Source organism: Snodgrassella sp. W6238H11 (assembly GCF_016100525.1).
GTDB classification, from domain to species: domain Bacteria; phylum Pseudomonadota; class Gammaproteobacteria; order Burkholderiales; family Neisseriaceae; genus Snodgrassella; species Snodgrassella alvi.
This window is the reverse complement of record NZ_JACFSH010000002.1, coordinates 377,088-391,559: the sequence shown is the minus strand read 5'-3', so window position 1 is coordinate 391,559 and position 14,472 is coordinate 377,088. Positions and strand designations below refer to the sequence as shown.

Annotated in this window: 10 protein-coding genes; 8 read left to right on the top strand and 2 right to left on the bottom strand. The window is 41.5% G+C overall.

Translation table 11 applies throughout. From position 1 onward, the window contains the following. The first annotated feature begins 108 nt into the window (after positions 1 to 108). The 8 genes from H3V00_RS05195 to H3V00_RS05160 all read left to right on the top strand — a co-directional run bounded on the left by H3V00_RS05195 (position 109) and on the right by H3V00_RS05160 (position 11,173). On the top strand, positions 109 to 1,947 hold the full coding sequence (locus tag H3V00_RS05195) for an autotransporter assembly complex family protein (protein WP_370570099.1): 1,839 nt from the start codon (positions 109 to 111) through the stop codon (positions 1,945 to 1,947). After that, complete coding sequence (locus tag H3V00_RS05190; protein ID WP_198206880.1) at positions 1,947 to 5,840, top strand: translocation/assembly module TamB domain-containing protein; 3,894 nt, start codon at positions 1,947 to 1,949, stop codon at positions 5,838 to 5,840. Before H3V00_RS05195 ends, H3V00_RS05190 begins: the two co-directional genes overlap by 1 nt. 149 nt (positions 5,841 to 5,989) lie before the next feature. Continuing rightward, positions 5,990 to 6,439: a DUF3592 domain-containing protein gene (locus H3V00_RS05185; protein WP_198206881.1), complete on the top strand. Its 450-nt coding sequence runs from the start codon at positions 5,990 to 5,992 to the stop codon at positions 6,437 to 6,439. A 154-nt stretch (positions 6,440 to 6,593) separates the two neighbouring features. Then, positions 6,594 to 6,791 (top strand): hypothetical protein, encoded by a 198-nt coding sequence (locus H3V00_RS05180; RefSeq protein WP_198206882.1) that lies wholly within the window; start codon positions 6,594 to 6,596, stop codon positions 6,789 to 6,791. A gap of 150 nt (positions 6,792 to 6,941) precedes the next feature. Next, positions 6,942 to 7,409, top strand: coding sequence for a DUF3592 domain-containing protein (locus tag H3V00_RS05175; protein ID WP_198206883.1), 468 nt, complete (start codon positions 6,942 to 6,944; stop codon positions 7,407 to 7,409). 582 nt (positions 7,410 to 7,991) lie between these two features. Then, entirely contained in the window at positions 7,992 to 8,444 is a 453-nt protein-coding gene (locus H3V00_RS05170; RefSeq protein WP_084547915.1) for a hypothetical protein, read from the top strand. A gap of 571 nt (positions 8,445 to 9,015) precedes the next feature. Next, entirely contained in the window at positions 9,016 to 9,873 is an 858-nt protein-coding gene (locus H3V00_RS05165; RefSeq protein WP_041880306.1) for a LysR family transcriptional regulator, read from the top strand. 31 nt (positions 9,874 to 9,904) lie between these two features. Next, the gene (locus H3V00_RS05160) at positions 9,905 to 11,173 is read left to right on the top strand and encodes a glycerate kinase (protein WP_198206884.1); all 1,269 of its coding nucleotides are present in this window, start codon (positions 9,905 to 9,907) and stop codon (positions 11,171 to 11,173) included. A 101-nt stretch (positions 11,174 to 11,274) separates the two neighbouring features. Here the strand turns inward: H3V00_RS05160 and H3V00_RS05155 are convergent, their stop codons facing one another. Beyond that, entirely contained in the window at positions 11,275 to 11,517 is a 243-nt protein-coding gene (locus H3V00_RS05155) for a helix-hairpin-helix domain-containing protein (RefSeq protein WP_100125874.1), read from the bottom strand. 222 nt (positions 11,518 to 11,739) lie between these two features. Next, a complete protein-coding gene (mgtA, locus tag H3V00_RS05150; RefSeq protein ID WP_232335928.1) occupies positions 11,740 to 14,430 on the bottom strand; it encodes a magnesium-translocating P-type ATPase in 2,691 nt (896 codons plus the stop codon). Positions 14,431 to 14,472: the final 42 nt, after the last annotated feature.

Sequence of the window (14,472 nt, the reverse complement as noted above, 5' to 3'; positions counted from 1 at the left end):
TAGCAGATATAAACAGACTGCAAAAACTAACATATGTTTTAACTTTCTGAAACAGGACTGATTTTGGTATATTTCACGCAGAAGCGCTTGCAATGGCTGTTTTTAAGTATGTTACTGTCGTCCATTACCTCCATGGTGTGGGCTGTGAGCCTGCCAGCAGACAGTGATGATACTGATGATGATGTTCCGCCACCCAAAACCGGCCTGCTGCACAGATTACTGCACGGACAGGAATCTGAGGAAAAAAAACAGCCTCAGACACCAAAAAGTCCTCGAGTTCCTGTAACCATAGATATTAACAATTCATCCTTAAAAAAACTGATTAATGATCACCTGCCCCTGATTACTCAACAATTGATTGAAGATCTGGACGATGAGCAGCTCAGTTTCCTGGCAGAAGAAGCACCGCAGCAAACGCAAACCATGCTGGAAACTCAGGGATACTTTAATGCTGAAGTTAATCTGGAGAAACAAAGTAATAGTTACATTATCCATATAAAGCCCGGCCCGCTGACCCGTATTGAAAATGTCGACGTTTCTCTGATTGGTGATGTAACCAGTGATGATAATCTGACCAACTATTACAAAACTGCTATTGATAACTGGGTGCTGCCTGTAGGTGACCCGTTTACTCAGAGTAACTGGTCTGCAAGTAAATCTTCTGTCCTCAGCGCTATTGTGCGCAAAAAATACCCGCTGGCAACCATTAGCGCCAGCCGTGCGGCTATTGATCCGCAAAAAAATAAGGCGGATCTGTCCCTCACAATTGACAGTAAGCAGGCTGTATACTTTGGTGATATTCACGTTAGCGGAAATGAACGATATCCTGTTTCAATCGTCACCGGTATGGCCGGTTTTGCTTCCGGTTCTCCCTATGATCTGGACAAACTTCTGGACTATCAGCAGGCACTGGAACAGGACAGCCATTATGGTAATGCCGTAGTCAGTGCAGATTTCGACCATATGGAAAATAATCAGGTGCCGGTTCTGGTGAAAGTCAGTGAAATGCGCCGCCAGAAGCTGACCTTTGGTTTACGTTATGACACCAAAAACGGTCCGGGTTTTCGTGGTGGGTATGACCACTATAATGTTTTTCATAAAGGGTTTGTCGGCTCAACCTTGCTGGATACAGACCGTTATGAGACTACTTTCGGTTTAGGTCTGAGCCAGCCGCGTGACAATCGCGGTCACTACTGGACCAGCAATCTTAACTATACCTACTCTACTGTCCAGCATCTGGAAAGCCGCGCCTTATCCAGCGGGATGTGGAAGGTTCGAGACCGTGACGGAATTGATTCGCGAATCGGGATTGAATACGTTACTGAAAGCAGCAAAATTGAAAATGGACCTGATCTCGGACACAGCTATGCCACCATGGTGACAGCTTCATGGAAGCGGCAGAACATAGAAACCCAGCTGCGACCGGCTAATGGTTATTATCTGGAAGGTAAGGTAGGTACCACTCTGGGTAAACTGATATCATCAGCATCCATGCAAAGAGTTACAGCTAGTGGCGGCTACTATTTCACCCCTGAAAATAAAAAATACGGAACATGGTTTTTACGCAGCCAGATTGGCTATGTACATACCGGTGATGCAGTAAACGTACCTTCTGTGCTGATGTTCCGTGCCGGTGGCGCCAATAGCGTACGTGGTTATGAAATAGACAGTATCGGTATTAAAAGCTCACATAATTCAGTGTTACCTAACCGTACGCTGGCTGTAGCCAGTGTTGAATACCAGATTCCAGTGTATAAGGATTTTTCTCTGGCGCTTTTTCATGATGCCGGTTCGGTATCGAAAAACTTCAGCGACATGCAATGGCGTCATGGCAGCGGATTCGGAGTACGCTGGTTTAATCCGGTTGCCCCGTTTGCCTTTGATATAGCCTATGGCCATCATGATGAAAAATGGCGCTGGTCTATCAGTTTGGGAACTAAATTCTAATGGCTGAAACCACTATCAACTCAGGCGAAACACCAGTTCCCGCCACGCCGCCTTCCGTACCCCCGCGTAAACCACGCTGGAAATCATGGCTGAAAACCAGTCTGTATTCTCTTCTGGCTTTGTTTATTATTATTGTGGCACTATTATGCTGGCTGATTGGTACAGAATCCGGTCTACGTTTTGGTGTACATACTGTCCCGAAATGGTTTGGTGTGCACATCCAGACAAAAAATCTGACTGGTAGTATCTGGCGCGGGTTTTCCGGCACAGATATTCACGTCAGCCATCGCGATTTTGACTTATCCATAGATAAAGTACGTCTTGACTGGAACAATCGTGAATTATGGCGACGTCGCTTCCACGTACGGCTGCTCGATGTTGGTAAAATTAATTATATAGACCATAGTGTACCCAAACCCAAGCCCGTTCCTACCCTACCCAACAGCATCAGCCTGCCATTACAAGTTATTATTGATAACATTCAGCTTGGTGGATTCACACTGGGTAAAAAAGAAACGCCAGTTTTACTTGCCAGCCAGGCCAGCTACACTTTTGACTATCACAAACATCAGCTTATTCTCAGTGAGCTGAATACACCATGGCAAAACATTCACGGCAATGCAGCTATTACTACTCAGACACCCTTTATACTGAGCGGACAACTGAACGGTAGCGGCACTCTTGATAAAACTGCGGTTGAAAGTGCTGCACTCATCAAAGGCAGTCTGCAACAGCCAGATATATTTGCCCGTCTGGACGGCGGAAATATTCATTTCCGTACCCATGCCATCATCAGACCGTATGCACTGCAACTCAATCATAAAATCATCAGCCTGAATCTTCAAAGCCGCCATATTAATCCGGCTGCTTTTAATGCAAACTTGCCATTTGCCGATTTGAATCTCAATTTAGATCTGGCACCCGTAAACAACGGCAAAGGTCAGCTTGCCGGACATATTAAGCTTGGGAATGAACAGCCACTGGCCTACAACGATGCCAAACATGGCGGTTTACCTGTACGCAGTATTGAAGGTGACATTAACATCGATAATAACGGCAAACTTATCTTACCGGCATTAACCACACGTCTGCTTCAGCAGGGACAAATCATCACCCGCGGAAATATCGATAGTGCATCCAGACAACTCGATATCAACAGCCAATTATTACGTATTTACGCCAGCGATGCTCTGGCTACACCACTACCCGGTTCACTTAATGGTCATATTCGTGTATCCGGCAGTTTCAACGGCCTGATTACCCAATGGCTTCTGTCCAGTGAAAAAGGCAACAGCGAAGGTTCGATTCAGATTATTACTGATGAACAGAAACATCAGCAAACACTGATACTCGATAAACTGAACATCACCCCCAATGGCGGGGGTAGCTTTAACGCCAAAGGCAGTCTGGCACTGTATCAGAATAAAGCAATCCAGCTGGCCATCAACAGCAACAATTTTAATCCCGCCAAAGTTAATTCAGATTTTCCGGCAGGCAGTATCAACGGACATATCAACGTTAACGGACAATTGGCACAACAACCTGCCATTCAGGCAGACATGCTCTGGCATAACAGCATTCTTTCCGGTGCACCTCTTTCTGGCAAAGCTGTCATCCGCTATCGCAATCAGCATCTGGAACAGGCCAATATTAACCTCAATGCCGGCCCTAACCGGATAGTTACCAATGGCAGTTTTGGTAAAAAAGGTGACAAGCTCAATCTTGATATCAATGCACCCAATCTGGGATTATTTGGATTAGGCATGAAAGGTTTGCTCAGCACCAAAGGCTTTATCGCTGGAGAACCCAAAAAAATTACAGCAAATCTTACTGGTGCGGCACGCAACCTGCAAATTGCTCAACTACTTAACATTAATCAGCTGGATTTTAAACTTGTTGGTTCACCTGATATTAATCAGCCATTACTGGTTAACCTGAATGCAGATCATATTAGCATCGCTGGCAGCACCAGCGAAAAACCCACGATCATTAACAGTACCGACATCAAAATCAATGGCCGCGGCAGCCAGCATCAGCTTCAGGGTAGCAGTAATCTGACTCTGGATGGCAAAGCTTACCATTTTAATCTCAATGCGCATGGAGGTCTGGACCAGCATTATCAGTGGCGCGGGCGAGTTAATGCTCTGGATATAAGTGGCGCACTTAATTTGAAACTGCTCAATCCTATTCAGCTTGAGGCCGGGACCGAGCATGTCAGCATGCAAAATGCACGCTGGGCTGCATTGAACGGTAACTTAACTCTGAATAATCTGAACTGGGATAAAGATAAAGGTCTGATTACCCGTGGTTCAGCCAGCAATCTGGCTTTGCACGAATTACATAACGTCATAGAATTACCCGTAGAGCAAAACATGATCATTGGTGGCGACTGGAACTTCAGTTACAGTCGCCACATGCAGGGCTATCTTAAACTATACCAGCAGGGTGGTGACATTACCCTGCCACAGCATCAGCAGAAACTTGGCTTACAAAATGTACGTCTGGATGCACAATTCCAGAACGGTCATATCAATAATCATCTGAGTGGTATTACCCGTTATGGAACTACAGATGCCACACTGGTTATTACTCCTGACAATAACGGTAAAGTCAGTACCGCCCCTATCAGCGGGCGTATAAAGCTTGATAGCCCTGATCTGAGCACTATTCGCAATCTTCTGCCCATTGGTATGCAGCTTAAGGGCAATATGCATGCCGAAGCCGGCATCAGCGGACATCTGAATGAACCTCTGCTTAATGGTACGCTTACCGGTAATAACCTTTACTACCGAGATCAGGCCAACGGCACTATTCTTGAAAACGGCAACCTTAAAAGCCACTTTCAGGGGCGGCGCTGGTTAATTGACAATCTTAGTTTTGCGCGCCGTGACGGAACTATTAAACTCAGTGGCGTAGTAGATATGACCAGACTCACTCCAGATATTAACGTTACTGCCCACTTTGACCATTACAATATATTTGATCAGATAAACCGTCGCCTTACCATAAGCGGAAATACTCAGCTACTGTATACTATTGCACACGGAATTGTTCTGAACGGCAAACTAAAAGTCGATAAAGGTCTCTTTGGTATGCAAAAATCAGGAATGCCACAGTTAGATGACGATGTTGTCGTACTGGGTCGCGAAAAGACAGCAGAACAGCAACGTCCTACACCGATCCGGCTCAATCTTGATTTAGACATGAATGATGCTTTCCGTTTCAGTGCTGAAGGGATTGACGTTCTGCTTGGCGGTCAGCTTACTGCTACTGCCAATCCGGGCAGCACAGTTCAAATTGTAGGTACAGTAAACGTTGTCCGCGGACAATATAAAGCTTACGGACAGGATCTGGTTATTCAGCAAGGGAGTACCATTTCTTTCGTAGGTCCGATGGATAATCCCAATTTGAAAATACGTGCCAAACGCCGTTATTCACAGGTTGGTGCGGGTGTTGAAGCACTCGGACGGCTGGATAGCCCGCGTATTAATCTGATAGCCAATGAAGCCATGAGTGAAAAAGACAAACTATCGTGGCTGATACTCAATCGTCCCAGCAGCGGCAGCGCCGGTGACGAAGCCGCCATTGCAGCTGCGGCCAGTGCCTGGCTTGCCGGAGGCCTGAATGACAAGCTTGGTTTACTTGACGAAATCGGCCTTACCAGCCAGCAAACCCGAAATAGTCAGACTGGCGAAATGAATCCTGCAGAACAGGCCATCACAATCGGTAAACATCTATCTAACAATCTTTATATCAGCTATCTGTATGGGATTGAAAGTGCGACCCAGACCGTCAGCATTACCTATCAGATTAGCCGTGCACTGCAAAGCATTGTGCGCGTAGGTACCGGATCGGCCGGAGGTGAAATCCGCTATACCCACCGTTTTGATTAAATCATCACTGATAAAAATGTTCAGAGTATACAACCGGCACATGGTTTAAAATACTCTGAACATTTTATATATTGCTTTAATTATAAAAATAAATAAATTATATTATTTAATTAATTTTATATGTAAATATTTGTTATAATAATTTTATTATGGAAAAAATAGAAAAAATACTCTTGTCAGTGGCTGCCATAGTTTTTAGCGTTTCGATTATAGGTTTAACTCTATCCGATGCGAAATTTATTTTCGGGCTTGCCAAACACGGAAAAGAAACATTAGCTACGGTAATAGATACCAAATCCCAAGACGAAGGACGTGGGATAGTCCTCCATATACTGACAGTAGAATACACCGACAACTATAATAACACCTATATCAAAAATGATATTAAAACCTATAAAAACTTAAATCCTGGCGATAAAATTACAATTATTTATAATAAATTTTCTCCTCAGGTAGCCGATATCAAAGGCAACCATAACCGTAAAAATAATTTTTCTGCAGAACTATTCGCCTCCTTTATGATTATCATTGCTGCAATTTATTATTATCAGGAATTTAAATTCAATCCAAATTATTGGAAATTTAAAAAAAGATATTAGTATCAGTTTTAGATAAAAAAATAGTGTATTGAATTTACTAACGAGAAACAATATCTTTTTTACTGAATAATTATTTCCTTTAAAGAAACAGAATGAACACATTACAAAATGTGTAGGTTTTTGGTTACCTAGTAGAGACAGAGCAGCTTTACTAATGAATCCTGCAGAACAGGTCATCACAATCGACAAACATCTGTCTGATAATCTTTATATCTGTTATCTGTATGGAATTGAAAGTGCGACCCAGATCATCAGCATCATCTATCAGATTAGCAGTGCACTGCAAAGCATTGTGTGCATAGGTACCAGATCGGCCGGAGGTGAAATCCGCTATACCCGCCGTTTCGATTAAGTCATCACTGATAAAAATGTTCAGAGTTCACAACCGGCACATGGTTTAAAATACTCTGAACATTTTATATACTACTTGAATTGTAAAAATAAATAAATTATATTAGTACAATGAATTTTATATATAAATATCTGTTATTAGCTCCTTATTATGAAAAAAATAAACAAAATAATAATAATATCCTGCTATATCAGCCTTGTAGTTCTTACCGCACTATATATGGCTGTAACTTTCTCCGATGCGAAAATTATTTTCGGACTTGCCAGACATGGGGAAGAAACATTAGCTACGATAGTAACTAGCGAATCCTATGTCTATAGAAATCGTGAATATTATTTAGTAACAGCCGAATTTACTGATAAATATAATAAAACTTATATTACAAATACTATCAAAACCGAAAATAGCTTGAAGCCTGGCGATAAAATTACAATTATTTATAATAAATTTTCTCCTCAAGTTGCCGATCGCAAAGACAACAGTTTGCGCAAAAAGAAATTTAATATAAATTTATATATTTGCTTTATTTTTATTATTCTTACAATTCAAGGGTATCAGGAATTCAAATCCAGTCCAAATTTTTGGAGATCCAAAAGAAAATATAAGCATAAGCTTTAAGTAAAAATTTAATACAAAATAAATAATCTTTTTTCTAAAGATATTAGCTTATATTCTTGAAAAAAATCCAATCTATTCCAATTTAACTTTTATCAGACATAATTCCAGGTTTATAATAATTATTTCAGCAGATACATAAACTTATTACTGACACCTGTGTCTACTGAAAATGCCAATTAAGTAACAATCTGCAATTATTTAAACCTATTTTCTGTCTTAAAACGACCAACAACAGTAAACCACTCAGCCCGCACAAACAGACCCGTCAGCAACAGAAAACTTCCTAATCATTCCAGCATATCAGCAACACCAATTATCGAAATGCTATTGATCCAGTCTCGTCAGTTATAAAAATCGCCATTATCAGAATATTGTGCGCATAGGTACCGAATCAGCCGGAATGAAATTCGTTATATCCGCCGTTTTGATTAAGTCATCACTGATAAAGATGTTCAGAGCACACAACCGACACATGGTTTGAAATACTCTGAACATTTTATATATTGCTTGAATTGTAAAAATAAATAAATTATATTATTTAATTAATTTAATATGTAAATATTTATTATTATTCTTTATATTATGAGTAAAATAGAAAAAATCCTCTTGTTAGTGGTTGCCATATTTTTTAGCTTTAAGATTATAGGTACAACTTTATATGATGCAAAATTACTTTTCATACTTTCCAGATACAGTGAAGAAACATTCGCTACGGTAATAGATTCCAAAGAATCTATCTTTTCCTCAAGAAAAACTGGGGAAGTCTATATACTGACAGTTATATATACCGACAAACACAATAAAACTTATATTACAAATATTCGTAGCGATTATCACTTATCTCCTGGTAATACAATTAAAATTATCTATAGTAAATTTTTTCCTAAAGTAGCAGATATCAAAGGCAATCATAGCCGTAAATTTGAGTTTTATTGTTATTTATTTTTATCTTTTATGATTATTATTACTGCAATTTATTATTATCGAAAATCTAAATCAACTCTGGATTATTGGAAATCTAAAAAAAGATATTAGCATCAGTTTTAAATAAAAAAATTCAGTACAAAATAAATAATCTTTTTTCTAATGAAATTGGCATATATTCCTAAAAATCCAATCCATTCCAATTAAACCTTTATAACTCTTATCAGACATAAATCCAGGTTTATAATAATTATTTCAGCAGATACATAAAATTATCGCTAGCACCGGCATCTGCTTAAAATGCCATTTAAGTAACAATCTGCAATTATTGAAACCGATTTTCCGTCTTAAAAATGACCACCGCCGGCAACAGAAAACTTCCCAATCATTCCTGCATACCAGCAACACTTATTATCAAAAATAACACTATTGATCCATTCCCGTCAGTCATTGAAAATCGCCGCTATAAAAATTTTGCCGTGGCATGCTGTATGTATAAAAATGCTACGACTATACGTAGTAACCCCAAAGCAAACTCAGCCTCCATAGTATGAATCTTATCTATCTCAAACATAGTAATTTCTGCCATTCATTCATAAAAAACATGAAAATAGTGTATTGAATTTACTAAAAAGAAACGATATCATTTTTATTAAATAATTATTTCCTTAAAAGAAACAGAATGGACACATTACAAAGCATGTGGGTTTTCCGTTACGTAGTAGAGTTAGGCAGCTTCACTAAAGCAGCTGAATTTATGGATATTTCTACTGCGATGGCCAGTAAACACCTGCATCATCTGGAAAAAAACATTCAGGCTAAACTACTCAACCGTACCAGCCGTCGCATCAGCCTTACCGAAGCCGGACAGGAATACTATCATCGCTGTGTAGAAGCACTGGATACACTTACCGAAGCCAAACGTGTTGCACAGGCTGGTACGGTCAAACCGCAGGGCTTACTTAAAATTACCGCTCCTAACTGGTGTGCTTCACGCCAGTTTGGTGAAATTCTATCAGAATACCGGCAGCAATTTCCGGAGGTAAGTTTATCCATCAACCTGGACAGCCGGCGTACCGATCTGGTTGCAGAGGGTATCGATCTTGCTTTACGTGTCACCAATAACCCTGAACCCAATCTCATTGTTAAACCCATTACCCGCATTGATTTTTTATGGGTAGCCAGCCCGAAATATCTGCAAAAATACGGCATGCCACATACTGTAGCAGACCTGAAACAGCATTATGGTCTGTTACCACAATACGTTCATCTTGATTTACCGCTTATTCCTGCCTGTACCAGTAACAGTGCTCTGCTAATACACAAGATGGCGCTTAATCATATGGGACTGGCATACTTGCCTGAATGGATGGTGAGAGAAGATATACAACAAAAACGTTTAGAAATCATCGAACACATCGCTTGTCCGGAAAGCCATACACTGTATGCAGCCTATATGAATCGTGAATTTCTCAGCGCTAAAGTGCGTAGTTTTATTGATTTTCTGGCAGAAAAATTTGAAACTGCTAAAAACCGCTAAAATCCAGTAAAAAATCTAAGGGGAGAACAGTATGCTCAGCCACGATAATGCCATCAGCTTTTTACAGCAATTATTTCGCTATACTATCGAAGAAGCCAGTCCGGTGAATAAAATGAGTAACTGGTTACCACAGACCAATCCATGCGGACGAGTGATAGTTGTCGGTGCAGGCAAAGCTGCTGCTGCCATGGCGGCTGAATGGGAAAGAATCTGGCCACAAGACTATCCGCCATTATCCGGTGTCGTTGTTACCCGCTACGGACACACTACCCCTACAAAGCACATCAAAGTACTCGAAGCCAGTCATCCCCTGCCGGACACTGCCGGACAGGCTGCTGCTCAGGCCTTACTTAATGCTGTTAGCGGACTAAATCCGCACGATCAGGTATATTATCTCGTTTCCGGCGGTGCTTCCGCTCTGACCACACTGCCTGTTAGCAGCATCACACTGGCTGATAAGCAATATATTAACCGCCAGTTACTTAGTAATGGTGTTCCCATAGACGCCATGAATACACTGCGGAAACATCTTTCCCGCATCAAAGGCGGTCGACTGGCTGCCGCAGCAGCACCAGCACATATCACCACCCTGGCTATTTCAGATGTAGTTGGTGATGATATCAGTACCATAGGCTCTGGCGCAGGTGTGCCCGACCCTACCACGCTGGCTGATATTAAACATATCGTAAATCAATACCAAATCGACCTTCCCGCAAGTGTTATCGCCTATTTAAACAAAGCTGATGCAGAAACACCTAAAAATCTTCCAAACAGCAGTGCTCACATAATTATTAACCCTGATCAGGTATTTACTGCCGTGCAAAATTGGGCAATCAATCAGGAAATTGAAGTACTGTATCTGGGAGACCGTATAGGTGGCGAAGCACGGGAAGTGGCTCAGGTGATGGCCGGAATCGCTCTGTTTCAGCAAAACCGGCATCAGCGCAGTAAACCTTTGCTGATTCTCAGCGGTGGAGAAACCACTGTTACCCTGAACCGGCAACAAGGACGCGGCGGTCGTAACACTGAATTTTTACTAGCACTGGCTATTGCTCTGAATGGAGCAAACAATATTTATGCACTGGCAGCCGATACGGATGGTATTGATGGCAGCGAAGATAATGCCGGAGCATGGCTAACACCTGATACATTACTCCGTGCTGAACAGGCCGGAATATCAGCACAAGACATGCTGAATAATCATAATGCATATGATTTTTTTAGCACAACCGGACAACTACTGGTGACAACCCCGACATTAACCAATATCAATGACTTTCGTGCGATCTTAGTGCTGTAAATTAAATAATAGTAAAAACTAACCTGATAAATTGTTGTTAATAAATAATATATTTTTATCAGACATACAGTAGTTAATTGCTCTAAACTATACAGATTTACTCATTTCTGAATTTTTCCGCGCGCAAAATCTACTGCCATAGTGACAGCTGCTTTGGCTTGCGGACTATTTTTCCAGCAGCTGCTGCCAACCAGACTGGCTGCCTGCTCAGTGATATCCTGCGGGTTTGCAAGGGCAAGCTTATCCAATGAATCAATACCCATCTGCTCCAGACGCATAATTACCTTTTCTCCTACCCCTTTTACAGTAAGCAAAGCCGCTTTTTCAGTTTCAGTAAATGCCATTTATTTCCCTTTTATGAATATAATAACTTCAATATGATTTAAAATACTATAAATATCAGTCATAAAGCAAACTGAAAAATAATCAGATTCAATCTTAAAACAGTCAGTTCTTAATACTCATTTTGATAAAAGTATTCAGGCAATAAAATCAGTATTTAGCTTGTCCCTGTCTGATTCAGACCTGAAAAAAGCGAGTACTCAACTCGCTTTTTTACATAATATTCAGAACCATTGTCCGAAACGGCGAATATACCAGCGTTTCACTATCTGAGTCACAATACAGTAACAACCCAGTGTCAGTACCAGCCAGGGGAAATATTGCCATGGCAGCGTTACCAGCCCGATCCAGCTGCTAATCGGCGAAAACGGAATATAAATACCAATAGCCATAATTAACCCTGTCATCAGCAATACCGGTAAAGCAGCAGTACTTTGTACAAACGGTATTCTGCGGGTACGCAGCATATGTACTACCAGAGTCTGTGACAATAAACCTTCTACAAACCAGCCGGAATGAAACAGATTCTGCACTTCTGGCGCATTAGCATGGAACACAAACCACATCAGCGCAAAAGTACTGATATCAAATATAGAGGAAATAGGACCGATAAACAGCATAAAACGGCTGATATTGGATACATCCCATTTACGCGGTTTACGCAAAAATTCCTCATCCATTTTATCCCATGGCAGTGATAGCTGAGAAAAATCATACAGAAGATTCTGAATCAGTAACTGAATAGCCAGCATAGGCAGAAATGGCAGGAACGCACTGGCAAACAATACAGAAAACACATTGCCAAAATTAGAGCTGGCAGTCATATTCAGATATTTAATAATATTGCCAAAAGTTTCACGTCCTTTGATTACGCCCTCTTCCAATACCATCAGACTTTTTTCCAGCAGAATAATATCAGCCGATTCTTTGGCAATATCAGTAGCCGTATCCACAGAAATACCGACATCGGCATCGCGCAGAGCCGGAGCATCATTGATACCGTCACCAAGAAAACCGACTGTATGTCCGTTTTCCTGAAGCAGACGAATAATGCGTGATTTCTGTAATGGTGTAAGTTTAGCAAATACAGTGTGTTTTTCCAGCAGAGGTTTCAGTTCCTCATCACTTAGAGCCTCAATTTCACTACCTAGTAAAGGCTGTCCGGCTTCAATTCCTACTTCATAACAAATCTTACGGGTAACAATCGCATTATCACCAGTTAAAACCTTAACGGCCACACCATTTTCACTCAGCGCAGCAATAGCCTGTGCAGCACTGTCTTTCGGCGGATCAAGAAATGTCAGAAAGCCGAACAGAGTAAGCTCAGTTTCATCAGCAACTGCATATTGTGCTTTCTGTGCTTCAGCAGTAATGTATTTTTTACCAATCGCCAGTACCCGAAAGCCTTCCTTATTATAGCTTTCAGCTAAAGCCAGCAATTGTTCCCGCCGCGCTGCATCTAATGGCAAATATTCTCCGTGCTCATAAACACGGCTGGAAATAGACAGCATTTCTTCCACTGCGCCCTTACAAATCAGCACATGGCGCTGTTCTTCATCCTGTAAAACCACAGATAAACGCCGGCGAATAAAATCAAACGGTAATTCATCAATTTTATGATAACCACCATCGCTGATACCCGCCCTGTTTTCAGGCTCCTGTGCAAAACGCACAATGGCTTTATCCATCAGATTTTTCATACCGCTCTGATAGGAACTGTTTAACCAGGCCAGTTGCAAAACTTCACTATCATTATTGCCATGAATATTCGTGTAATGCTCAAGAATAATTTTATCCTGAGTTAATGTACCGGTTTTATCTGTACATAAAATATCCATTGAACCGAAATTCTGAATAGCACTCAGGCGTTTTACCACTACCTTACGCCGTGCCATGGCCATAGCACCTTTAGCCAGATTGGCACTGACAATCATGGGCAGCATCTCAGGAGTCAGCCCGACAGCAACAGCAAGTGCAAACAGGGCAGCATCACCCCAGTCTCCCTTAGTGAAGCCATTAATCAGCAACACCACCGGTACCAGAACCAGCATAAAACGAATCAGCAGATGGCTTACACTGTTTACACCGCGATCAAACGCAGTCTGGCTGCGTGTACCGACAATGGATTTGGCCAGAGAGCCAAAATAGGTATCATTTCCTGTTGCCACAACCACAGCTTTAGCCGTACCACTGACAATATTAGTACCCATAAAGCAGATGTTTTCTGCATCCAGCGGATCAGCTGATAATGGCTGCTCTTCAATAGCTAGCGAGCTATTCATGCCAAGAGTATCAGATTTCTCTACCGGAATAGACTCACCGGTCAGTACGGCCTGACTGATAAACAAATCACGTGATTCAATCAGACGCACATCAGCCGGTACCATATCGCCGGCAGATAACAAAATAATATCTCCCGGTACTACTTCTTTAATCGGTACTTCAAGCTGTTCTGCATTGATATCTCTATGACTGCGGCGCACTACTGTAGCAGTGGTGCTGATCATGGATTTCAGCGCCTGTGCAGCCTTATTGGAACGATATTCCTGCCAGAAACTGAGTACACCACTGAGCAGAACCATTACCAGAATTATTGTAATACCGCTCACACTGGTTTCTTCGCCATTATGCAAAGGAATCAGATAATCAGTGAAAAAGCTTACCAAAGCCAGCGCCAGTAAAACAAAAATAAACGGATTTTTAAAGGCTAGTAATAATTGCAGCCAGACTGATGGTGCTTTATCGTGCACTACATCATTATTGCCAAAACTGATCAGTCTTTCTTTAACATCCTGCTCAGTCAGACCATTTAAACTGGTCTGTAAATTAGACAGCGTACGGTCAAGACTATTGCGGGACTCCAGCACAGCCTTGATTACTACTGGTTGAGAAATGATTTTTTTGAATTTTTTCATAAACAGTACCTCACCGACCATGATGTTTCCCGGTCGGCAGAT